The sequence below is a fragment of the Shewanella septentrionalis genome (assembly GCF_025370265.1).
Classification (GTDB): Bacteria; Pseudomonadota; Gammaproteobacteria; order Enterobacterales; family Shewanellaceae; genus Shewanella; species Shewanella hafniensis.
In genome coordinates, this window is sequence record NZ_JAMTCC010000005.1 from 123,573 (window position 1) to 146,562 (window position 22,990).

20 protein-coding genes are annotated in these 22,990 nt (G+C 47.1%); 10 read left to right on the forward strand and 10 right to left on the reverse strand.

Annotation, left to right across the window (positions count from 1 at the left end; translation table 11 throughout):
* Window positions 1-29: 29 nt before the first annotated feature.
* The 7 genes from NE536_RS04300 to rppH form a co-directional block, all read right to left on the reverse strand.
* A complete protein-coding gene (locus NE536_RS04300) occupies window positions 30-416 on the reverse strand; it encodes a hypothetical protein (RefSeq protein ID WP_220592329.1) in 387 nt (128 codons plus the stop codon).
* Between the two features lie 2 nt (window positions 417-418).
* Entirely contained in the window at window positions 419-1,588 is a 1,170-nt protein-coding gene (gene nhaA / locus NE536_RS04305) for a Na+/H+ antiporter NhaA (protein ID WP_006085063.1), read from the reverse strand.
* Window positions 1,589-1,705: 117 nt separating this feature from the next.
* Complete coding sequence (gene thyA, locus NE536_RS04310) at window positions 1,706-2,500, reverse strand: thymidylate synthase (protein WP_259566324.1); 795 nt, start codon at window positions 2,498-2,500, stop codon at window positions 1,706-1,708.
* Window positions 2,497-3,306 (reverse strand): prolipoprotein diacylglyceryl transferase, encoded by an 810-nt coding sequence (lgt, locus tag NE536_RS04315; RefSeq protein WP_006080765.1) that lies wholly within the window; start codon window positions 3,304-3,306, stop codon window positions 2,497-2,499. The genes thyA and lgt overlap by 4 nt, the downstream gene beginning before the upstream one ends.
* 42 nt (window positions 3,307-3,348) lie before the next feature.
* On the reverse strand, window positions 3,349-4,149 hold the full coding sequence (locus NE536_RS04320) for a sulfite exporter TauE/SafE family protein (protein ID WP_006080764.1): 801 nt from the start codon (window positions 4,147-4,149) through the stop codon (window positions 3,349-3,351).
* 59 nt (window positions 4,150-4,208) lie between these two features.
* The gene (gene ptsP / locus NE536_RS04325; RefSeq protein WP_261271900.1) at window positions 4,209-6,443 is read right to left on the reverse strand and encodes a phosphoenolpyruvate--protein phosphotransferase; all 2,235 of its coding nucleotides are present in this window, start codon (window positions 6,441-6,443) and stop codon (window positions 4,209-4,211) included.
* A gap of 23 nt (window positions 6,444-6,466) precedes the next feature.
* Window positions 6,467-6,991: an RNA pyrophosphohydrolase gene (gene rppH, locus NE536_RS04330; protein ID WP_006080762.1), complete on the reverse strand. Its 525-nt coding sequence runs from the start codon at window positions 6,989-6,991 to the stop codon at window positions 6,467-6,469.
* Between the two features lie 690 nt (window positions 6,992-7,681).
* On the opposite strand from rppH, the gene mutH reads away from it, so the two are divergent.
* Window positions 7,682-8,353, forward strand: a complete 672-nt coding sequence (gene mutH / locus NE536_RS04335) for a DNA mismatch repair endonuclease MutH (protein WP_107402370.1) — start codon at window positions 7,682-7,684, stop codon at window positions 8,351-8,353.
* 122 nt (window positions 8,354-8,475) lie between these two features.
* Window positions 8,476-9,543 carry an adenylate/guanylate cyclase domain-containing protein gene (locus NE536_RS04340; protein WP_006080760.1) on the forward strand — a complete coding sequence of 356 codons (1,068 nt, stop codon included), beginning with the start codon at window positions 8,476-8,478 and terminating at the stop codon, window positions 9,541-9,543.
* 72 nt (window positions 9,544-9,615) lie between these two features.
* Here the strand turns inward: NE536_RS04340 and oxyR are convergent, their stop codons facing one another.
* The 3 genes from oxyR to mnmL form a co-directional block, all read right to left on the reverse strand.
* Entirely contained in the window at window positions 9,616-10,527 is a 912-nt protein-coding gene (oxyR, locus tag NE536_RS04345; protein ID WP_086010628.1) for a hydrogen peroxide-inducible genes transcriptional activator OxyR, read from the reverse strand.
* 286 nt (window positions 10,528-10,813) lie between these two features.
* A complete protein-coding gene (locus NE536_RS04350; RefSeq protein WP_006080758.1) occupies window positions 10,814-11,179 on the reverse strand; it encodes an Hpt domain-containing protein in 366 nt (121 codons plus the stop codon).
* A gap of 204 nt (window positions 11,180-11,383) precedes the next feature.
* Window positions 11,384-12,313 carry a tRNA modification radical SAM protein MnmL/YtqA gene (gene mnmL / locus NE536_RS04355; RefSeq protein ID WP_261271901.1) on the reverse strand — a complete coding sequence of 310 codons (930 nt, stop codon included), beginning with the start codon at window positions 12,311-12,313 and terminating at the stop codon, window positions 11,384-11,386.
* 587 nt (window positions 12,314-12,900) lie between these two features.
* Here mnmL and gltB point away from each other — a divergent pair.
* The 8 genes from gltB to NE536_RS04395 all read left to right on the forward strand — a co-directional run bounded on the left by gltB (window position 12,901) and on the right by NE536_RS04395 (window position 22,938).
* Complete coding sequence (gene gltB / locus NE536_RS04360) at window positions 12,901-17,349, forward strand: glutamate synthase large subunit (RefSeq protein ID WP_261271902.1); 4,449 nt, start codon at window positions 12,901-12,903, stop codon at window positions 17,347-17,349.
* 6 nt (window positions 17,350-17,355) lie between these two features.
* A complete protein-coding gene (locus tag NE536_RS04365) occupies window positions 17,356-18,762 on the forward strand; it encodes an FAD-dependent oxidoreductase (RefSeq protein WP_261271903.1) in 1,407 nt (468 codons plus the stop codon).
* A gap of 348 nt (window positions 18,763-19,110) precedes the next feature.
* Entirely contained in the window at window positions 19,111-19,821 is a 711-nt protein-coding gene (locus NE536_RS04370) for a 5'-methylthioadenosine/adenosylhomocysteine nucleosidase (protein WP_259582913.1), read from the forward strand.
* A gap of 22 nt (window positions 19,822-19,843) precedes the next feature.
* Window positions 19,844-20,833, forward strand: coding sequence for a cobalamin biosynthesis protein CobD/CbiB (locus tag NE536_RS04375; protein WP_261271904.1), 990 nt, complete (start codon window positions 19,844-19,846; stop codon window positions 20,831-20,833).
* A gap of 56 nt (window positions 20,834-20,889) precedes the next feature.
* The gene (locus tag NE536_RS04380) at window positions 20,890-21,267 is read left to right on the forward strand and encodes a DUF2721 domain-containing protein (protein ID WP_006085052.1); all 378 of its coding nucleotides are present in this window, start codon (window positions 20,890-20,892) and stop codon (window positions 21,265-21,267) included.
* The gene (locus NE536_RS04385; protein WP_006080751.1) at window positions 21,264-21,890 is read left to right on the forward strand and encodes a trimeric intracellular cation channel family protein; all 627 of its coding nucleotides are present in this window, start codon (window positions 21,264-21,266) and stop codon (window positions 21,888-21,890) included. The genes NE536_RS04380 and NE536_RS04385 overlap by 4 nt, the downstream gene beginning before the upstream one ends.
* 1 nt (window position 21,891) lies before the next feature.
* Window positions 21,892-22,383 carry a nuclear transport factor 2 family protein gene (locus tag NE536_RS04390; RefSeq protein ID WP_012088589.1) on the forward strand — a complete coding sequence of 164 codons (492 nt, stop codon included), beginning with the start codon at window positions 21,892-21,894 and terminating at the stop codon, window positions 22,381-22,383.
* A gap of 126 nt (window positions 22,384-22,509) precedes the next feature.
* On the forward strand, window positions 22,510-22,938 hold the full coding sequence (locus NE536_RS04395; protein ID WP_012088588.1) for a hypothetical protein: 429 nt from the start codon (window positions 22,510-22,512) through the stop codon (window positions 22,936-22,938).
* The last annotated feature ends 52 nt before the right edge of the window (window positions 22,939-22,990 follow it).

The following is a 22,990-nucleotide window of genomic DNA, read 5'->3' on the forward strand; positions in this document are numbered from 1 at the left end:
GGATTATAAATCTATTGTTTTAAATCAGTTTATTGCAAACGCTGGCAATCAAGCAAGTTTGTGACTATGCCTTGTAATTGCTCCAAATCAGTCGCATTACCCAGACTTACCGCTTCAGTGACACCTGACACTAAAACATGACGTTCAGGGATACGTTCAGCGCAATAGGTCCGATTCGCCTCTTGGAAACGTTTACCGCCGCGATATTTAAGCGCCCTTGATTCATAACCATTGGTTTCTAATCTCGCCCCTAAGGAATCAGATTTAAACATCAGAGCGCCATCCACTATCCCTTCAAGATAGCTTTGGCAAGTCTGAGAGTTCGCATCCTGATTACAGGCCGCTATTTGTGATGCCGTTGCGGTTGTCGATAGACATAAGAGTGTTGCCATTCCCATTAATTTCAACTTTATCATAGTTATACTCCTTTATTAGGTAACACTTTTGATAACCAGAAATACCCGACTAACGCCGCCATAATCGAACCGATTAAGGTTCCGAGGCGCGCTAAGTCACCGTACATAGGATCTGCATGTTCAAAGGCTAACGACGCAATAAACATAGACATAGTAAAACCAATACCGCACATGGCCGCGACTGGGGCAATTTGCTTCCAACCTATGCCATCGGGTAACTGAGCCAATTTAAGTTTCACCGCAATATAGCTAAACACCATCACACCAATGGGCTTACCTAACATCAGGCCCAGTGCAATACCGACAGGTACCGGAGAAATTAACGTCTCCAAATTCATATTGCCGACATAAACACCCGCATTGGCGAAAGCGAACACAGGCAGAATGAAGAAGGTGCTCCAAGGGTGCAAACTGTGCTCTAAGCCTTCTGAAGGTGAGCTGCCATCCTTTGCCCGTAATGGAATGCAGAAAGCGATGATGACGCCAGCCAGAGTCGCATGCACTCCAGACTTCAGTACGGCGACCCAAAGGATCAATCCTAAGATGCCATAGGGTAAAAGTGAGGTAACGCCTTTGCGATTTAACCCAACCAAGCCCGCAATCGCTAAACTGGCAATCACTAAACTGATGGTTGATAGGTCGGTGCTGTAGAACAGCGCGATAATCACTATGACACCTAAGTCATCGATAATCGCTAAAGCAAGTAAGAAGACTTTCAGTGAAACGGGAACGCGGCTCCCAAGCAGCGCCATAATACCTAAAGCAAACGCAATATCCGTCGCGGCAGGAATCGCCCAGCCCGCTTGTGTGACCGGATCGCCATAGTTAAACAGTAAGTACACCCCAGCAGGGACTAACATGCCGCCAATGGCTGCAAAGGTAGGCAGAGAGGCTTGAGCGACACTCGATAAGGCGCCTTCGAGTAACTCACGTTTAACTTCTAAACCAATAAGCAAAAAGAATACGGCCATCAGGCCATCGTTGATCCACAGAATTAACGGCTTATGAATATCGAGCTCGCCAATTTTAACTTGTACATCAGTGCCTAAAAAGCCTTGATAAAGTCCAGATAAAGGGGAGTTGGCCATCAGCATAGCTAAGGCAACAGCAACCAATAATAGGATACCGCCAGCCGATTCTTGGCTCAGAAAATTTCTAATTGCTTTTTCCATCGTGCACTCCTAAAAATCATAATGAATTGAGTGTAGACGAATTGTAACAACAAATATAATCGTAAGTTTCGACCTAAAACCTCGGTTATTCCGAGGTATTGGTCGAAAAAATGCACGTTACACGGCGACAGGTGCTTTGATATGGGGATGTGGAGCGTAGTTTGTTAGCTCAAAATCATCGAATTGATAATCAAAAATTGATTCAGGTTTACGTAAAATCGTCATGGTTGGCAACGGCATTGGCTCACGGCTTAACTGCAATGCCGTTTGTTCCATATGGTTTGAATATAAATGGGTATCACCACCGGTCCACACAAAATCACCTAAGGCCAAGTCACATTGCTGGGCCACCATCATAGTTAACAAAGCATAACTGGCAATGTTAAATGGCAAACCTAAAAACACATCACAGCTGCGCTGATACAGCTGACAAGATAATTTGCCATCAGCCACATAAAACTGGAAAAACGCATGGCACGGCGCCAAGGCCATTTTATCCAGCTCGCCCACGTTCCACGCAGAAACGATAAGACGGCGAGAATCAGGCTGAGATTTTATCTGGGCAATAACTTGTGAAATCTGATCGATAGCATCGCCACTCTGGGTTGGCCAGCTACGCCACTGGGCACCATAAACCGGCCCTAAATCGCCATTTTCATCGGCCCATTCATCCCAAATACTGACCTTGTTTTCACGTAAATAGGCAACGTTAGTTTCACCCTTCAGGAACCACAGCAATTCGTGGATGATAGAGCGCATGTGGCATTTCTTGGTGCTTACCAAAGGAAAACCTTTGCTCAAATCGAAGCGCATTTGATAGCCAAATACTGAGCGAGTCCCCGTACCTGTGCGATCCGATTTATCCACACCTTCGGCTAAGATGTGCTTCATTAAGTCTAAATACTGTTTCATTGCTGCTTACCTTGCTTACGAAAAATCAAGTACAAACCGATTAACACCATAGGGATAGACAGTATCTGCCCCATGGTCATCAATCCCCAGTAGAGTCCCAACTGTGCATCGGGTTGTCTCACCGTTTCTACCATAATACGGAAAATACCGTAACCGACTAAGAACATACCAGAGACGGCACCAACTTTATCGGTACGTTTACTAAACCAGTAAAGTAAAAGAAATAACGCCACACCTTCAAGTGCAAATTGGTACAACTGGGAAGGATGGCGCGGTTCGGGGCCTCCAGTTGGAAACACCATGCCCCATGGGACGTCTGTGGTTCGGCCCCAGAGTTCACCATTAATAAAGTTACCAATTCGTCCTGCGCCTAAACCGATAGGCACAACAGGTGCCACCATATCGGCTACTGCAAAGAAGGTGCGCTTTTGTTTCCAGGCAATATAAATCATCGCCGCTATCACGCCCATCAAACCGCCGTGGAAGGACATGCCGCCTTCGGAGATTTTAAATAAATACATAGGGCTGGCGAGGAAATAATCGAAATGATAAAAAAGCACATAACCGACACGCCCGCCCAATATCACCCCAAGAAAACCATAAAAGAGTAAATCTGACACTTGCTCCCGCGACCACACTCCCTTGGAGCGGTCGGCTTGACGGTTCAACAACCACATTGCCGCGACAAATCCGACTAAATAGGTAAAACCATACCAACGCAGCGCAGGTTCAAAGGTTTGTCCAAACAGATTAAAGGGTCCAAATGATACGATCACGGGATCGATATTGGGGAAACTCAACGCCATAACACATCCATTAGCAGCCTCAAACAGAGGTAAACATAAAAACTAGGTCAGAATTAACTTAAGGCCGACACACAGAAGTAACAGTGCAAATATCTTTTTAAGTACCGATGTTGGCCAAGTGCTCGCCGCTTTTACGCCCACAGGCGCCATCAGGACAGAAGTGATCACTAAACCAAACAAGGCGGGTAAATAGATAAAACCTAAGGTACCGTAGGGCAACTCGGGCGCATTAAAGCCCGCGATGATATAGCCTAAACTGCCCGATAGGGAGATCAACAAACCCGTCGCCGCCGAAAACCCAACGGCGTAACGCATCTGCAAGCCAAAGAAGGTTAAAAACGGCACTAACAATACCCCGCCGCCTATGCCCATCAGTCCTGCGATCATCGCAACTAACGCGGCCACAACAAATAATATCGGCGCGCTGGGTAGCTCACGATTCGATTCAGCTTTAAAGGGATACGCCATCTGAATCGACATCAACACCACAAATATCGCAAAGCCCTGCTGCAAAGCGGCAGCGGAGATACGTTCGGCAATAAAACCTGAGGTTAATGCTCCAAGAATAATCCCAGGCAACATCGTCTTGAATAAATCCCAAGGAATATTTCCACGCTTATGGTGCGCTCGCGTCGATGAGATAGAAGTGAGAATAATGGCCGCCAGCGAAGTGGCAATCGCAATATGGGGTAACTGAGCAGAACTAATACCGACCGAGGGCAGAATATAGAGCAGTGCAGGCACTACAATCAAGCCGCCACCGATACCTAATAACCCTGCCATAAAGCCGACAAATGCGCCTAAAGCTAAGCAAATAAAAAACACCGACAACAAACTATCCACACGAGTACCTACAGCGTGATAAATTGAGGGCCTTAGCTTAAAGCAAAAGACGACATTAGTTAATTAAGAATTGTTGAGAGACCTTGCTGGTTTAAATATTCTTTAACTAGCTCGCGCACTTGAAAGCCGTTTGATAGGCTCAAGGCTTGAGCGAGCAATTGATCTAAATCGGCCCGTGCGACACGGCGCAATAGATAATTGATCCGCGCTAAACTGCCCTGATTCATACTCAATTGATCGTATCCCATAGCCACCAACAAAATGGCGCCCATAGGCTCGCCCGCTAACTCGCCACAAATACTGATATCGAGCTTATGATATCGACAATCTAAGTGAGCCTGATGCAAAGCCCGCAGTATTCCCGGATGATAACTGTCAAATAACGAGCTCACCCGCGGATTGTTTCGGTCAACCGCAAGCAAATACTGGGTTAAGTCATTACTGCCAACGGAGACAAAATCCACCCGTTTTGCCACATCATCCAATTGATACAACATAGCCGGTACTTCGAGCATAATGCCGATGCGTGGCATCACTATGTTGCTGTTTACATCGTTTTTAAGTTCGACATAAGCTTGCTGCAGATATTCTAAGGATTGATCGATTTCATCTAAGTTACTGACCATGGGCAGTAAAATACTTAATTGCTTACCATCGCCACCCGCCTGCAACATGGCCCGTAACTGCACCAAAAATAGCTCAGGATGATCCAGCGACAAACGGATCCCACGCCAACCGAGGAAAGGATTGTCTTCTTTAATCGGGAAATACGGCAAAGGTTTATCACCGCCAACATCCAAAGTGCGCATCACCACTGGTCGACCAGACGCCGCCGACAAGACCTGTTGATACACTTTGACTTGCTCAGATTCACTCGGGAAACGTTGTTGCAGCATAAAAGGAATTTCGGTGCGATACAGTCCAATCCCGTCGGCGCCTTCGGCAATTTCAGAGGCCACGCCGCTGAGTAAGCCCGCATTTAAATACAAACGAATACGTGAGCCATCTAAGGTAACAGAAGGCAGTGCTAATTCTTGAGCATACTGGCGTTGCAGCGCTTTTTGCGCCGAAATTAAGCTGCGATACTCACCAACAATCGCAGGGGAAGGCGACACCAATAGCTGGCCACGGCTGGCGTTCACCACTAAGAGTTTTTGATCAATATTGGCGGATAACAGTTGTTCTACACCGGTAATGGCCGGCACACCTAAGGCGCGGGCTAAAATAGCGGCATGGGAGTTTACGCCGCCAAGCTCAGTGACAATCCCCGCAAGTTTCTGCCTTGGGAACTCAGCCAGCATAGTCGCATCGGCTTCGCGGGTAATTAAAATGACAGGTTTATCGGGTTCAAGCTCTAAACGCTCTGGCTCAATCAGCTGGCGCAATACTTTTTGGCCTAAGTCGCGGATATCGCTTGCCCGCTCCTTAAGATAAGGATCTTCCATCGCCAAAAATTGCTGAATATAACGCAAGGACACTCGGCTTACCGCCGATTCAGCAGCCCAACCTAATTGCACCTCGCGGGCATACTCTCCGCCTAAACTGGCGTCATCAAGTAATAGCTGTAATGCATTGAAAATAGAGACGACTTCGTCATCTTGCTCGCGGTCAAACCGCTGAGACAAAGCGCCAATCGCTTCTTTACAACGCACCATAGCCGTCGTTAAGCGGCTGGACTCGTAGGTAATGTCGTCAGAGCGCACGTCGGGCTGCTCAAGGGGGATTTCTCCACCGAGTACAAAGGCATACGCAATGGCGATACCGTTTGACGCCGACGTACCTTGAAATAGAATTTGTTGATGATGGGAACTGACTTGGGCTTTTTGTTTTAAGCCGCGCACCGCCATCGCTAACTGGGCGGCGAGCGTCATCAGGAAGGCTTCTTCGCCTTCACTAAATTGGCGCGCACTCGCCTGCTGAACCACTATCACCCCGACCACGGCTTTCTGGTAGATGATAGGTACGGCTAGAAAGGCGCGGTACTCTTCTTCGGCGACTTCAGGGAAAAGTTTGAATCTGGGATGAAGCCTTGCATCCGCTAGGTTAACGGCCTCTTCCCGCTGGGCTGCGAGTCCAACTAAACCTTCGGTCAGTGGCATACGTACCCGACCAACGGCGCTTTTTTCAAGACCGTCGGTTGCAGATAACACCAGTTCTTGCTCTTCTAGGATATAGATGGAGCAACATTGGGTTTCCATCGCCGCTTTAGTCGATGAGACTAAGACTTCTAATGCGGTTTCCAAACTGTGGGCAGATGCCACAGCCTGAGTAATATCCCTAAGCGTATTTAACACTGTTTTCAATCCTCTTTTGAAAATCAGCCCGTTGTTTTTTGCCTTCCCCGTTTCCTAGGTATTTCTAGGGTCTGGAATGACAATGCCGTTACCGCAAACTCTTTCATCACCTTACGATAAACATCACGCTTAAATGACACGACTTGCCGCACAGGATACCAATAACTTACCCAGCGCCAATCGTCAAATTCAGGATGCCCAGAGGAACTCAAATTAATCGCACTATCTTGGCTTTTCAGTTGTAACAGAAACCACTTTTGTTTTTGCCCAATGCACACAGGTTTACTGTCTTGCCTGACTAAACGCTTTGGCAAACGATAGCGTAACCAAGAACGGGTCGAGGTTAGGATATGCACGTGTTCGGGTCTTAGGCCCACTTCTTCATATAACTCACGGTACATTGCCTCTTCTGCTGTCTCGCCATCATCGACACCACCTTGAGGAAATTGCCATGAGTGTTGACCGAAGCGTCTGGCCCACATGACTTGGCCATATCTGTTACAAATTATAATGCCCACATTTGCGCGAAAGCCGTCGCTATCAATCACATGGACTCCAAATCACATTAAATTTTAATAAACTGATTGTTTCATAAAGCTAGTCTCTCAGCAAACCTCTATTTCACCCTAGGTCTTGGATAAAATCACACTTAAAAGACATTTATCAACAAAGCTAGGGGATGAAATGCGGGGATATCCACATTTTCTGTGGATATCTCTGTTTGAAACTCAGGTAAACTTGTTATAACGCTCAAAAAACATCTATTTAGCGTCATTTGATTAATTTAGAGTTAAAACTTTATCTAAAACAAATTCAATAACTTGAATGATAACTATAATTTATTAATGGCAAAAAAAGCAATAAAGCTCATTATTTGACCAGCCAGGGCTATTTCTATGGTTCTCACGATATTACTCAACTTTATACACAAATAGTGTCCACAACTGTCCACAAAAGCCGGAATAAATGCCCCTTATTCGCATTGACTTGGGGTTTTTATTAGGTTAAGGGACGCATTTTACTGAGTTATCCATAATATCTGTGGATAAGTATGTGGGGAACGCAAGGGAAAGCAGAGAGTAACTTTGAACACTTTTTTGCAAAACGGGGGGTAACTCGGATATAAAATTTAAAATCAGTTACTTAGAATAAAAATATTCGGTACAAGTTTACTCAAATTGCGGAGTTCATTTTTTAACCGCCATTGCTAAGCGGTTATTTTTAAGTAAAATCCAGCCATGAATCGAATAATTCCCCCCGAAAATCTCCCTGAGCTACTCGAACGCGCCCATATGATGGCTGGCGTGAGTTTGGCGCAAATTGCAGCCCAAAGAGGCCTAAGTGTCCCCAAGGATCTTAAGCGGGATAAAGGCTGGGTCGGCCAATTAATCGAAATGGAACTGGGCGCGACGGCAGGCTCTAAACCTGAGCAAGATTTTCTGCACTTAGGTGTTGAGCTTAAAACTATCCCCATCGATTCACAGGGGCGACCATTGGAGACCACTTATGTCTGCGTGGCGCCGCTGTCGAATATCCAAGGGTTAACCTGGCAAAACAGCTTAGTCTGCCATAAGTTACAGCGCGTCCTTTGGGTACCCGTTGAAGGTGAGAGGCATATTCCTGTGGGAGAGCGCCGTATTGGCACCCCGATATTGTGGGAGCCTGATCCACAGGAGTTGCAATTACTGCAACAGGATTGGGAAGAGATCATGGAGCTTATCGCCCTAGGCAAAGTCGAAAAACTCACCGCACGCCACGGCGAAGTACTGCAATTACGTCCCAAAGCCGCCAACAGTAAAGCATTAACGCAAAGCATTGCCGAAGATGGCAGCCTCAAAATGACCAACCCTAGGGGCTTTTATTTAAAGACCAGTTTCACCGCCATGATACTTAATAAGGTTTTTGGTTAATATTTAGTGACGATATAGACTTAGATTGATCCAGATCACAAATTTCACTGGCACTAAGGTGACTCTTTTCTATAAACTACGGCATTCTGAAATCACCGCCGTATTCGGATACCCATCACGCAGTGAGAGCACGTAGACAAGCGAAAAAACTCCTTTTTGCGATTTTAGCTTGGGCGATTGCCATGGCTGCATTCGTGTTTTTTCGATATGCCCAATCACCAGAACTGCCCCAATGGGCGGTAGGTTCGGCCGATCTCGCGACACTTGCTATCTATATGGGGATAATTTTTGGCAGCCTGCATTGGATGTCGAACGTTATTGCTGATTTCAGTGCTATCAATCGCCTCCCCTATGTGTTTTCTGTCATCTTTAAAGGCTTGTTTTTATTACTGGGAGCGACAACATTAGCTTACATGACCCAATTTTTGAATATGTGGGCCATCGAAAATCACATGTCGACCCTAAGACAAATGCTGACGGCGCACATTCTCTACAGTCCTTCATTCCAAGCATTGATCGTCTATCTGGTGGTCGTGCGAGTCAGTTTAGCCTTCGTCGAGCAAATGGCGCTGTTAGTCGGCCCACGTATTCTGCTCAACATTGGCCTCGGTAAATACCACAAGCCAAGGTACGAGCAGCGATTATTCCTTTACTTAGACATGGTCGCCTCGACCACACACGCCGAATCACTTGGGGATTACCGTTTTAGTCGCTTGATCCAAGATAGCTTTAGTTTGCTGTCTGATACTGTGACCAACAACGAAGCCGAGATTTATCGCTATATGGGCGATGCCGTGTTGATCCACTGGCCTTTAGAAGAAGGGATAGTCCACGACCGCTGCATGAATATCTATTTTGAATTTAGTCAGCAGCTTAATTGGCAAAGACGTTACTTTGAAGAACACTATGGCTTTGTGCCTAAGTTTAAAGCTGCGGCCCATTGTGGCCAAGTCGTAGCAGCGGTTGTTGGCGTGCAGAAACAGGAGATTAGTTTCTTTAGTGATGTGCTCAATACCCTAGCGAGACTGCAAGATCAGTGTAATCCCTTGGGGCAACGCATGTTGATCTCGGGCGCACTCGCGGGACGTTTAGATAATCCCAACACGCAATATCACCTATCGAATCTAGGCCCAGTCAAACTCAAAGGGAAACAACACTCCATCGAAGTGTTTGGCGTTTCCCCACTCTAATTTCTCATCATATTTAAGCGTTGAATTGCAGTAACACTTTTTGCTGTGACACTTTGTGCTGTTGCAGCGAGCTTATTGTGCTTCTTTGGTTAATAACTTTTGGATCATTAAACCTAAGGTACGGAAGGTTAAGATCCGGCTGGTCGTTTGACGCCAGACAAGGCCGATATCACGGTAAGGCGCTTCACCCGGCGGCGTCATCACCACCAAATCAGTGTCATTCAAAATACCCGCATCGATTGCCATTTGCGGCAGGAATGTGGTGCCCAGCTTACTGTTCACCATCTGCACTAAGGTATGCAAACTGGTGGCAGCAAACGGATTCACTTTCGCGCTATCCCCAAGCTGACAGGCAGTGATGGCATGCCCCGTAATGCAATGCTCGCTTTGCAGCAGGAAAATACTCTCGTCTGGTAAGGCTTGGTAATCGATCGGCTGATGGATTTCTCCGGCTAAATCCTTATGGATCACCATTTTGAATGGATCTTTACCCACTTTCATACTGTGATAACCGCTGGTATCCACAGGCAAAGCAAGGATCAATAAATCCAACTCGCCCTTACCTAAGGCATCCAGCAAACGCTCAGTGGTATCTTCTTTCAGTAATAAACTCATCGCTGGATAAGATTGCTGGCATTGACGAATAACACGGCTCAATAGGAAAGGCGCAATCGTAGGAATACACCCTAAACGAATATCGCCTGTCATCGGCTCGCCTTGGTTTTTCACCAATTCAACCAAATCATCCACATCGGTGAGAATTTTACGGGCGCGCTGCACCACTTCTTCACCAATAGCGGTAAACATAAACGACTTATGGTCTCGCTCAATCAACTGATGCCCTAACTGCTCTTCTAAGTTTTGGATCCCACTCGAAAGCGTCGATTGGCTGACAAAACACACCTTAGCCGCGCGGTTAAAATTCTGCTCTTGATGGAGATTCACCAAATAGAATAAGTTTTTTAAGCTAGGTAAACTTTTCATTTTCTCGATTGCCATTAAGGTTATGAATTAAGAAATTAAATCTACTCTAGCATAACTGAAAGCCAATAACGCGGCATTAGATTTCAAGAGTGTGAGCCGAATCGACATTCAACCGATTAGCTGTAAAACTTAAGTGGGAGTAACAAACAAAGAGGAGAAAAGCACTCGCGGGGAAACGTAAAAGGCAACAAACTCAGCCGTCAAACTAACGCAATATCTAACGCAATCATTCACTCAATTGGGCGCAACAACAGACGTTATTGCTGCGCCTTAGCGTATCAATATCTTATGCTTTAGCTTGGAGGAACAACTTTAACTGTTGTAGATCCGCACTCGCATGTTCGACGATCTCAGCAACCCAAGCGCCGTGTTCAGCATCCCATCTTGGCTCTTCACCGTGTTGTAATAACTGGGCGATTTGCTGAATGCGTTTTAAACCTACCGAACCTGCGGCACCTTTAAATTTATGCGCTTCTGAACATAAGGTATCTCTATCTGCAGCGTCGTTAGCCTTCACTAGATTTCCTACATATTCAGGCATTAACTGCTCAAATAACACCACACTCTTAAGTAAAGTACCGGCACCAATGGCGCTACAGTACTGTTCGAGAGTATTGAGATCTAGGATTACTTCTAATTCAACTGTGGCCATGAGGCCTCCCTTAAGTGGTCCAATGCTTAAAACGAATTTATCACATGATACCCACTAAAATTGTCTGTGCAACTTATAGCGATATCCATGGTCAAATTCAGATTAAAATTAACAAAAAACAAACTAATAGTCGTAAGTAAACACTTACAAAATAATAGCGACGACATAGCATTTAAGGAGGAAATGTATCCCACTAACTTACCTCTATCGTTGCGCTAATACGTGCCCTTGTCCACCATAAAGCTGTAAATTATCCACAATTGCCACCAATCCATCCCATCGATAGGCACACCAATCTGGTGCTAATAGCATAGGTTTTTTCGCATAAGCGGTGACGCGGTGGAAAATCACTTCCGCGGGTGTATGGCGGATCATCTCGCCGACACTGCGAGCATAATCTTCAAGACTCAGTAAAGGTAAGCGCCCACTTCGCCACGCCTTGGCCATAGTGCTGCCTTCGACGACATGCAAAGGATGCAGCTTCAAGCCATCAACACCCTGCTGTAATACCGCGGCTAAGGTCGCCATATAATCGCTATGGGTTTCATCGGGTAAGCCAAGAATAAGATGAGTGCAAACCTTAAGACCGCGAGCTCTCGCCCTCGACACTGTGTCACAATAACAGGCGAAATCATGGCCGCGATTGATCTTGCACAGCGTTTCATCTTTAGCGGTTTGCAACCCAAGTTCTAACCACACATCAACACCGTTTGCCTGATAACTTGCCAGTAAATCCAGTACATTATCTGGCACACAATCGGGGCGAGTTCCTACACACAAACCCACTATCTCGCCATCTTTAACGGCTTCATCGTACTTAGCCATTAACACCTGATACTCATCATAAGTGCTAGTGTAAGCCTGAAAATACGCTATAAATTTATCTGCTTGCGCCTGAGGTTTCGCCTCACGATAACGACTCTTACCCTGTTCGAGCTGCTCGGTAATACTCAGCACATCAGCAGCTTGGTGGCTAAATGAGGCCACATTGCAGAAAGTACAACCTCCACGCCCCAAGGTGCCATCACGGTTGGGGCAAGTAAACTTGGCATCTATGGTGAGTTTTCGCAGTCGCGTACCATATCGCGCCTTGCAAACGGCACCAAAGGTGTTCACATATGCATCAAGCCCCATCAGAGCACCCACCAAATTTCATATCGCTTCATTTAGAATAACCAAGATAAAATCACAAATAGAAAAGAAAATACGTGAACAAATAGAAGAAAAAGCTTAGTGTAAACAAGGTAGCGAGAGGTTTCTTGGCGCTACATCAAATTCCCGCCTGACCCATACCCTTATTGTCAGAAATGTGCGCATCCTCAAATTAACGCGCTTACCATTGAGATATCGCTCACATCAAAATGAATAATAATTCAACAATTTTAATTTTTTATTTATTTACTGTGTTTGCAATAAAAATCACTATTTCTAAATCAAAAACAATCCCGCTAACATGTTACACTTTAGTAAACCCATAGTTTCCTCATTTTTAAAATTCTTTTTATTCATAATGTTATACAGCACTTTTTACTGTTGACGTTAACGTAAAGCAATTATGATTTGTGTATGAAACATGAATTAATACCCATGTTTTATGCAAATTTTTGGTTTGACCTTTATTGAATCTCAGGCTAATTTGGGTGGTTCGGGTGCATATCTATAGAAAGTCTTTACATTTTCTCCCCGAGTAGTAATCAGTTGAGGTCTAGGGAGGTTTTTGTATGAGCTTATATCATCCCAGTTTTGAGCGGGACAATTGTGGTTTTGGGTTGATAGCACAGATGGATGGCGAAGCCAGCCACCGTATAGTGCGCACGGCAATCCATGGTCTAGATCGCATGAAGCACCGCGGTGGCATTGCCTCCGACGGTCGCACTGGCGACGGCTGTGGTTTATTAATGCAATTGCCAGTGCAATTTTTTGAAGCGATTGCCGCGGAAAATGATTGGCATTTGAGCCGTAAATTTGCCGTAGGTATGCTGTTTTTAAGTCAAGATGATGAACTGGCCGAACAAGCCAAGTTTATTCTTGAGCGCGAACTCGAGCGTGAAACCTTAAGTATTGCAGGCTGGCGCAAAGTGCCGGTCAATCCCGATGTATTAGGTGAAATTGGCAAGGCTAGCCTGCCACAAATTTACCAAGTGCTGATCAACGCCCCCATTGGCTGGCGTGAAAAAGACTTGGAACGCCGCCTTTATATGGCGCGTCGCCGCTTAGAGCAGCAAATCACCGACGACAAAGACTTCTATGTCGCGAGTTTGTCTGGCCAAGTTATCGTCTATAAAGGCTTGATGATGCCTGTAGACTTGCCCGCGTTTTATCCCGATCTCGCGGACATTCGCTTAAAAAGCTCTATCTGCCTATTCCATCAACGTTTCTCAACGAATACTTCTCCTAAATGGCCATTAGCTCAGCCGTTTAGATATTTAGCCCATAACGGCGAAATCAATACGATTACGGGTAACCGTCAATGGGCCCGCGCCCGTGCCTATAAGTTTAATTCACCGCTACTGCCTGATTTGCAGCAGGCCGCTCCCTTTGTGAATGAAACAGGCTCAGATTCTTCTTCCTTAGATAACATGCTGGAAATGCTGTTATCCGGTGGCATGGACTTATACCGTGCCATGCGTCTATTGATCCCGCCTGCTTGGCAAAGTAATCCAGAAATGGATGACGAACTAAAAGCCTTCTACGACTTTAACTCCATGCACATGGAGCCTTGGGATGGTCCGGCAGGTATTGTGATGACCAACGGTCGCCATGCCGCCTGCGCCGTTGACCGTAATGGTCTGCGTCCATCACGTTATGTGATCACAAAAGATCGTATTTTGACCTTGGCCTCCGAAGTCGGCATTTGGGATTACGCCGCCGATGAAGTGATTGAAAAAGGCAGAGTTGGGCCCGGTGAGCTGCTGGTACTCGATACCTTGAACGGCCGCCTGTACCAATCCTTTGAAATTGATAACGACTTGAAACGTCGCCACCCTTACAAAGAGTGGATGGCGAAGAACAGCCGTACTTTAACGCCAGCGGAAGATTTAGCCTCTGAACAACATGGTGCCAGCGAGTTAAGCCCTGAGCTTTTGTTGCAATACCAAAAACAATTTGGCTATACCCGTGAAGAATTAGAGCAAGTCATTTGGGTACTGGCAAAACAAGGTGAAGAAGCCACAGGTTCTATGGGCGACGATACGCCTATGGCGGTGTTGTCGAAAAAGTCACGTTCACTGTATGACTATTTTAGGCAAAAATTTGCTCAAGTGACTAACCCACCCATAGACCCATTACGTGAAAAACACGTTATGTCGTTGACCACTTGTATTGGTCGTGAGCAGAACCTCTTTAATGAAACGACCGGTAATGCCTACCGCGTCATGTTCAACTCCCCCATCTTATTGTTCAGTGATTTTAATCAGTTACTGGGATTAGATAGCACTTACTACCGCGCCAACATTGTGGATTTGAATTACGAGCCACAAGAAGGGTTAGAAAGCGCCATTCGCCGCATCACTGCCGAAGCCGAGCGTTTAGCCCGCAGCGGTACGACTTTGCTTATCCTCTCGGATCGCGCGATAGGTAAAACAGCGCAAGTGATCCCTGCGGCCATGGCGGTCGGTTCTGTGCAACAAATGCTGGTGAATAAGAGCCTGCGCTGCGACACCAACATCATAGTTGAAACCGCATCGGCACGAGATCCACATCACTTTGCCGTATTACTTGGCTTTGGTGCCACCGCGATTTATCCATACTTAGTGTATGAATCAATCTCTGAACTGGCAAAACGTCACCAGTTAACAGACACAACAGCACTGATGCTGAACTTCCGTTACGGCATCGAAAAAGGTTTGCGTAAGATCATGTCCAAAATGGGCATCAGTACTGTCGGCTCCTATCGTTGTAGCCAACAGTTTGAAGCTATCGGTATTGCCAGTGATGTAATTGAACTGTGCTTTAAAGGCGTGATCAGCCGTATCGAAGGCGTCAGTTTTGCTGAAATAGCCCAAGACCAAGCGATTCTGCACAAAGCCGCCTACCGTGCCCATGTGCCATTGCCGCAAGGTGGCCTGCTGAAATACGTTGAAGGGGGTGAGTATCACTGCTTCAACCCTGATGTGGTCAACACTTTGCAGGCGTCATTAATTGACAAAAACTTCGCAACCTATAAAAAGTTTGCCGACCTCGTCGACAATCGTCCGGTGGCCACGCTACGTGACTTAATCGGTATCAAGGGTGCACAAGCATCGATTGATGTCGCTAACGTCGAAGGCGCAGCGGGCTTGTATCAACGCTTTGACAGCGCAGCCATGAGTATCGGCGCCCTCAGCCCCGAAGCCCATGAAGCGCTGGCTATTGCAATGAACCGCTTAGGCGGCCGCTCGAACTCAGGTGAAGGTGGTGAAGATGCTCGCCGCTTTAATACTGAACGCAACTCTGCAATTAAACAGATTGCCTCGGCACGCTTTGGCGTTACGGCGCATTACTTAGTCAATGCCGATGTGTTGCAGATTAAAGTCGCCCAAGGAGCAAAACCCGGTGAAGGTGGTCAGTTACCCGGCCATAAAGTGAGTGTTGAAATCGCCGGACTGCGTCATGCGCGCCCAGGTGTGACATTGATTTCACCGCCGCCGCACCACGATATTTACTCTATCGAAGATTTAGCCCAGCTGATTTTCGACTTGAAGCAAATCAACACGAAAGCGCTGATTTCAGTCAAACTTGTGTCAGAACCCGGTGTGGGCACTATCGCCACCGGTGTGGCCAAAGCCTATGCGGACATGATCACGATTTCAGGGTATGACGGCGGCACAGGTGCTAGCCCAATTACCTCAGTGAAATATGCGGGCAGTCCATGGGAGCTAGGGTTAGCCGAAGTGCATCAATCGCTCGTGGAAAACGGTCTACGCCATAAAATTCGCCTGCAGGTCGATGGCGGCTTAAAAACGGGTACCGATGTGATTAAAGCCGCGTTATTAGGCGCCGAAAGCTTTGGTTTTGGTACTGTGCCTATGATCGCCCTAGGTTGTAAATACCTGCGTATTTGCCACTTGAACAACTGTGCGACAGGCGTAGCAACGCAAGATAAAAACCTGCGTGACAACCATTACCATGGTCTGCCAGAGCGAGTGATGACTTACTTTGAGTTTGTCGCCGAGGAAGTCCGTGAATGGATGGCGACCTTAGGGGTGAGCAAGTTTGAAGACTTAGTCGGTCGCAGCGAATGGTTATATGCCCTCGAAGGCCAAACCGCTAAGCAACAAGGTTTAGATCTGTCACCGATTTTGTATCAACCCAAAGTGCCGGCAACCTCGTCACGCACTTGGCAAGAAACCAATCCACCAGCGGATTTAGGGTTGCTTAACCAACATTTATTAAACGAGTGCCAAAGCGCCGTCGATAAGGGCGAGTGTTTCGATGCCGCTTACAGCATCAACAACACCGACCGCTCCGTTGGCGCGACCTTGTCAGGCTATATCGCGAGCACGCTCGGCGTGAAAGGCACCATAGCGCCGGTCAAACTGAGCTTTAACGGCAGTGCCGGCCAAAGCTTTGGCGTGTGGAACAGCCCAGGCCTGGAGTTAAAACTCTGCGGCGATGCCAACGACTATGTAGGTAAAGGTATGTCTGGCGGCCAAATAGTGATTTATCCGCCTATTGGCAGCCCGTTCCAGAGTGAACGCAGCGCCATTGTCGGTAACACCTGCCTTTACGGCGCGACAGGCGGCAAGTTCTTCGCCGCGGGTCAAGCGGGCGAGCGTTTTGCGGTCCGTAACTCAGGGGCGATTGCTGTGGTCGAAGGACTCGGTGATAACGGCTGTGAATACATGACCAGCGGCATAGTGGTTGTCCTTGGTAAAACAGGGGTGAACTTCGGCGCAGGTATGACAGGCGGCTTTGCCTATGTGTTCGATCAATTTGGCCGTTTCAATCGCCGTGTGAACACTGAGCTTGTCGATACTCAAAAACTCGAATCACCCATTCATCAACAACATTTGAAAGGTCTGATTGAAGCCCACGTGGCCGAAACGGGCAGCGAACATGCCAAGATGATCTTAAGTGATTTTGGTAACTGGCTAGATTGCTTCGTATTAGTGAAACCTAAAAATATTGCCGTGGCCGATCTGCTCAAGTTAGAGAAATCGAGCCCAGAATTAGTTGTAAAAGCGGGGTAATGGCGCATGAGTAACGATTTTCAATTTATTGAAGTGGGTCGCAAAGACCCCACCAAACACCCTGCGGCTAAACGTGCGACTCAGTTTATTGAGATTTATCAGCCTTTTGCTCAGCCTGAAGTGGCACAGCAAGCGGATCGCTGTTTAGATTGCGGCAATCCATATTGTGAGTGGAAGTGCCCACTACACAATTATATTCCTAACTGGCTCAAGCTAGCGGAGCAAGGTCGCATCATGGAAGCGGCAGATTTAGTGCATGAGACCAACACGCTACCCGAAATCTGCGGCCGTGTTTGCCCACAGGACAGACTCTGCGAAGGCGCTTGTACTCTGAACGACGACTTTGGCGCTGTCACTATCGGTAATGTCGAAAAATACATTACCGACACAGCGATCGCCCAAGGCTGGCGCCCCGATATGAGCAAGGTCACACCACGCCCTGAACGAGTGGCGATTGTCGGTGCGGGTCCTGCGGGTTTAGGCTGCGCGGATATTCTGTCTCGCAACGGTGTTAAAGCCGTAGTCTTTGATAAATATCCACAAATTGGTGGCCTACTCACCTACGGTATTCCGTCTTTTAAACTCGACAAGGCCGTCATGGCGACCCGTCGCAGTGTATTAGAAGGCATGGGCATTGAGTTCAAACTCGGGGTTACTGTCGGTAAAGACATCCCATTTACTAAACTGCTCGAAGAATACGATGCCGTCTTCCTCGGTATGGGCACCTACACCGCGATGAAAGCGGGCCTTGAGGGCGAAGATGCCCAAGGCGTATACCAAGCCCTGCCCTATTTGATTGGTAACACCCATCATTTAATGGGCACGCAAGATGCGCAAACGCCCTACCTGAACCTTGAAGGTAAACGTGTGGTGGTATTAGGCGGTGGTGATACTGCGATGGATTGCGTGCGCACAGCCGTTAGACAAGGTGCCAGCAGCGTAGTCTGTGCTTACCGCCGTGATGAGGCCAACATGCCGGGTTCACGCCGCGAAGTGCAAAATGCGCGGGAGGAAGGCGTTAATTTCCTGTTTAACCGTCAACCTGTGGCGATTAAAACCCAAGATGGCAAAGTAGTCGGCATTGAATGCGTCGAAACCGCCATGGGTAAAGCCGATGCCAGCGGTCGTCAACGGGCCGAAGCGATTGCGGGTAGCGAACAGTTGCTCGAAGCCGATGCGATAATTATTGCCTTTGGTTTCCAGCCTAGCCCAGCACCTTGGTTTGCCGACCATGGCATCGAGCTCGATCAATGGGGCCGAGTTAAAGCGAGTAAGTTAGACGAAAATCCATTCCAAACCACAAACCCGAAAGTGTTTGCCGGTGGTGATATGGTGCGCGGTTCTGACTTAGTCGTGACAGCCATTGCAGAAGGTCGCGATGCCGCCCAAGGTATTCTTAACTACTTAGACTAAGTGCTATAGCTTAAACGCCAATGTGTTTGTTCTGTCGCTAAAAAACTGTTTTACCGCTGTCATTTAACAAGCACTGCAATGGCTGGACTTAGGCAAACAAGTCCAGCCATTTGTTTGTGATTTGTCGCCATCGGTTGATGGAAAAATAGATAAGTAAAATAGACAGATGAAATAAATAGATAAAAGTGCACCTCTTAGGAGTGCACTTTTTTCTTTAACCCTTCCCGCTTTTTACCCTGCCATTATCAAGCAATCCCAATCTCACCATAACGACAGCACAAAACTGTGTGGTATATTAGCCATCATTCTCGTGTCCCACTCTTAAGTGTTGAATCAAAAAGGTCTCCCATGAAAATTGGAATTATTGGCGCAATGGAGCCAGAAGTCGCTCACCTGATCGCCGCCATGACAAATGCGACATCGCAAACTATTGCTGGTATTGAATTTATTGCTGGCACTCTTGCGGGTAAAGACGTTGTCGTAACTCGCTCTGGCATAGGTAAAGTGGCCGCAAGTATTGCGACCACACTGCTCATCGAAAAATATGCGCCGGATGCCGTGATCAACACAGGTTCTGCCGGTGGTTTTGTCGATACGCTGGCCATTGGCGATATCGTGATTTCTTCTGAAGTGCGTCACCACGATGTGGATGTCACCGCCTTTGGCTACGAAATTGGCCAAATGGCGCAGCAACCTGCTGCGTTTATCCCAGCCGCTCATTTAGTTGAAGCCGCCAACAAGGCCATTGCTCAACTAGGCGAAGTCAAAGCGATTGAAGGGTTGATCTGTACTGGTGATAGCTTTATTTGCGATCCTGTTCGCACCCAAGCCATGTTGAAAAACTTCCCAACGATGGCCGCCTGTGAAATGGAAGGCGCGGCAATCGCTCAAGTTTGTCATCAATTTGGTGTGCCATTTGTGGTGATCCGCTCTTTATCGGATAACGCCAACAATGACTCACCAGTCGATTTTGATTCTTATATTGTCAAAGCGGGTTACCACTCAGCGCTGATGGTGATGCTGCTACTTGAGCAACTGAATCCTGACTCAGTAAAATAATCACTTAAGCGGAAAGTACCGAATGCACACCTCTTTTTATCAACAACTTGTCGAGATAGATGGCGCTTTGTTTGAAGGCTTTTTGGTACTTTTTTTTGCTTTGTTATTGGCGCGGTTAGCGCCATTGCCACGGGAAATGCAGCCGCTTATTTGGTTTAGCCATTTAGCCAAGCAACTCGCAGCCAAAGTGAATCGCCCTGAACGATCTCCAAGCCAACAAGCCACAGCAGGCTTTTTAGCTATGTTGCTGTTACTGTTCCCGTTTTGGGCCATTATCACCTTTTTGCTCGAACTGGCCGCCTTTCCATGGTTTTTCGAATTTTTAGTGCTTTATCTGTGTTTAACCGATGCAGGGTTTAGCCAAGTTGCCGATGAAATCGCTAAGGCCTTAAAACGTGGAGACAATGCCAGCGCAAAAAAGCTGTTACAGCCTTGGGTGCTGCGCGATACCGATAGTTTGTCGGAAATCGGCCTAGCCAAAGCCACCATAGAAAAACTCGCCACAGCGCCTATTTACGGCACAGCATTGACCATTTTCTTTTTCGCTATCGCCGGAGCACCGCTAGTGCTGGCGGTGCGAATGCTCAAACAACTCGAATTAAGCTGGCCGCCCATTCAGCCTAAGTATCAACATTTTTGCAGTACTGTGAATGGCGTATCGACCATATTACTAGCGATCCCCGCTTGGCTGTGGAGTCTATCAATTGCCATTCAAGGCGGCCCTAAGGCATTCGCTAAGCTATTTCGTACGCCAAAAAATCATCCCGCGATTCGAGGCTATATCCTCAGTGTGAATCTGGTGGCGAGTATTTTACGCATCGAACTCGGTGGACCTCAAAAGTTTAATGGCGTGCGTATCAATGTGGACAAACTAGGTTATGGTCCGCAGCCGACCAGTGATGCCATCGCCCCTGCAATCAAGCTGACATCACGCGCCTGTGCCATCTGGTTTAGCTTTATCATTATCCTGCCCTTGTTATGGGCAGGTTTACGTTGGTTACATAGCCTGTGATATGATGCCGCATTATCTCAACGTGAAGTTAAAGGCTGACTATCTTGCTCGAAAACATGCATGTTTCATTAACAACCCCTGCGTTGTTATTTCCTGCTATCTCATTGTTACTACTTGCTTATACCAATCGATTTTTTGCCCTCGCGGCATTAATCCGAAACTTGAGCAGTGGTGAAAAACCCGTACATAAAGATCAAATCAAAAACCTGAGCCAGCGCATTACCATTATTCGTCGTATGCAAGAAGCGGGCGTATCGAGCTTTGCCCTGTGCGTACTGTGCATGATTTTCATCTATGTTGGCTTTAATAAAACCGGCTCAGTGATCTTCGGCGCTAGCCTGCTACTGCTGCTCTATTCACTGATTTTATCTGTGATTGAAATCCGCATCTCTGTTGACGCATTAAATATCCATATCAAAGAGATGAGTAAATGAGCCAGTGGATCTACTTTTTTGATTTATGGGGTACCGCTGTATTTGCGCTATCTGGCGCACTCGCCGCAGGGCGTCATAGAATGGACCCCTTTGGCGTCATAGTGCTCGCCTCGGTCACCGCTGTGGGCGGCGGCAGTATTCGGGATGCCTTAATTGGCGCAACACCTGTGTTTTGGATCCGCGATCCCAATTACATCATAGTGATTCTCGCAACTGTGCTCGCCTGTTTGCTGTTAGTGCGTCGGCCTCGTAAGGTGCCTGAATATATTTTGCCGGTCGCCGATGCCTTTGGATTAGCCTTGTTTACTGTGATTGGTGCCGAAAAAGCCCTCAATATGGGCTTGAGTGGCATGATTGCCGTGGTTATGGGCTTGATCACAGGCGTGGGAGGAGGCATTATTCGAGACTTACTGTGCAGACAAGTTCCTATGGTGTTACGTACAGAAGTCTATGCCACAGCTTCAATCATTGGTGGTATCGGCTATACCGTGAGTTTAGCCTACGGTATGGGCGAGAAAACGGCGCTGTTTCTGGCGATGACCAGTGCCCTATTTATCCGCTTAAGCGCCATCAAGTGGCATCTGTCGTTACCGGCCTTTGATCTCAAAACCAAGAGGGAATAGTTTGCGAATATTGTGTCTTATTTTGTGCCTCATTTTTGTTCCAGCCCTCAATCCTGCAGCGGCGCAAGCCAACTCAGGTGAAATGCCGCAAGAACAGCTGTTAGCCGTAAAGTATATGAATGCACTAACCGAACACGACTATAAGACACTACGAAAATTCTATAACCGCGACAGTATCTTCTTCGACAAAACCGCTAACCGTAAATACACCGGCGGCCGCTTCATCATCGACTTTCTCGAGCGCGCCCATGAGGGCGTACTCGAGTACGACTTCAACATAGAACATATGTATAACGCTGGCTCTTTGGTAGTAATGATAGGTAACTATCACTTCAAAGGGCCGGGCGAGCAATTCGGCAAACCTGGCAAAATCATCGACATCGCTATTCCTGGCGTCACTAGCCTTAAACTCGATATGCTCAACCATAGGGTGACTGAGCATGTGGATCTTATCGATTACCAGACCATGTCTGATCAATTAGCGATGCAGTAGTCACAAAATTTCCCCGTCTTTGAAACTTGATCCCTAAAAACGGGTCGAAACTAACAATGAGTCAATACCACTGCGTATTTCACCTTAGCTAGGTTGACTGAGTCGTTTCGTTTCAATGAGGTTTGTATGAAGTTTTTTGGATTGATAGCCCTACTCGCCCTTAATGGCTTAATGCTGGCACCCAAAGCACAGGCCTTACAGCCCATTATCGTATCCTACGCCGTTCAGCCCGTCAGTCATTTTAATCAGCAGCTGCGTGTCGCTCAGGCGCAACATCAACCTTGGTCGGAAGACCCAAGTCAGATCAGCAGCCAATACGCAGGCAACAAATTTACCTTAGTGCGGACCCAAACCAATAAAGACAGCATTTTGACCTATCAGGTGAGCGAGCTCTCCAAGCAACATCCACAAATGCTGTTGATTATTTCCTTAAAGCAGAATGCAAAACAATGGCAGGTAAGTTCGGCGCAACTGGCGTGGAAATGCAGCGATGGGCAACACTTTGGCACAGACAGATGTAATATCGCCGAGCATGAAGCCAACACAGCGCCTTAATCTGCAGGGGGAAACAGATTTAAAAAAAAGAGCGCCCTAAGGCGCTCTTTTT

Bases quoted from the DNA above. Each gene is read 5' to 3' on its own strand.
- thyA (WP_259566324.1), bottom strand. From the start codon at position 2,500: ATGAAACAGTATTTAGACTTAATGAAGCACATCTTAGCCGAAGGTGTG.
- NE536_RS04380 (WP_006085052.1), top strand. From the start codon at position 20,890: ATGCATGTTTCATTAACAACCCCTGCGTTGTTATTTCCTGCTATCTCA.
- mnmL (WP_261271901.1), bottom strand. From the start codon at position 12,313: ATGGGGCTTGATGCATATGTGAACACCTTTGGTGCCGTTTGCAAGGCG.
- NE536_RS04365 (WP_261271903.1), top strand. From the start codon at position 17,356: ATGAGTAACGATTTTCAATTTATTGAAGTGGGTCGCAAAGACCCCACC.
- NE536_RS04350 (WP_006080758.1), bottom strand. From the start codon at position 11,179: ATGGCCACAGTTGAATTAGAAGTAATCCTAGATCTCAATACTCTCGAA.
- NE536_RS04300 (WP_220592329.1), bottom strand. From the start codon at position 416: ATGATAAAGTTGAAATTAATGGGAATGGCAACACTCTTATGTCTATCG.
- mutH (WP_107402370.1), top strand. From the start codon at position 7,682: ATGAATCGAATAATTCCCCCCGAAAATCTCCCTGAGCTACTCGAACGC.
- oxyR (WP_086010628.1), bottom strand. From the start codon at position 10,527: ATGAAAAGTTTACCTAGCTTAAAAAACTTATTCTATTTGGTGAATCTC.
- NE536_RS04385 (WP_006080751.1), top strand. From the start codon at position 21,264: ATGAGCCAGTGGATCTACTTTTTTGATTTATGGGGTACCGCTGTATTT.
- lgt (WP_006080765.1), bottom strand. From the start codon at position 3,306: ATGGCGTTGAGTTTCCCCAATATCGATCCCGTGATCGTATCATTTGGA.
- NE536_RS04375 (WP_261271904.1), top strand. From the start codon at position 19,844: ATGCACACCTCTTTTTATCAACAACTTGTCGAGATAGATGGCGCTTTG.
- NE536_RS04370 (WP_259582913.1), top strand. From the start codon at position 19,111: ATGAAAATTGGAATTATTGGCGCAATGGAGCCAGAAGTCGCTCACCTG.
- gltB (WP_261271902.1), top strand. From the start codon at position 12,901: ATGAGCTTATATCATCCCAGTTTTGAGCGGGACAATTGTGGTTTTGGG.
- nhaA (WP_006085063.1), bottom strand. From the start codon at position 1,588: ATGGAAAAAGCAATTAGAAATTTTCTGAGCCAAGAATCGGCTGGCGGT.
- NE536_RS04395 (WP_012088588.1), top strand. From the start codon at position 22,510: ATGAAGTTTTTTGGATTGATAGCCCTACTCGCCCTTAATGGCTTAATG.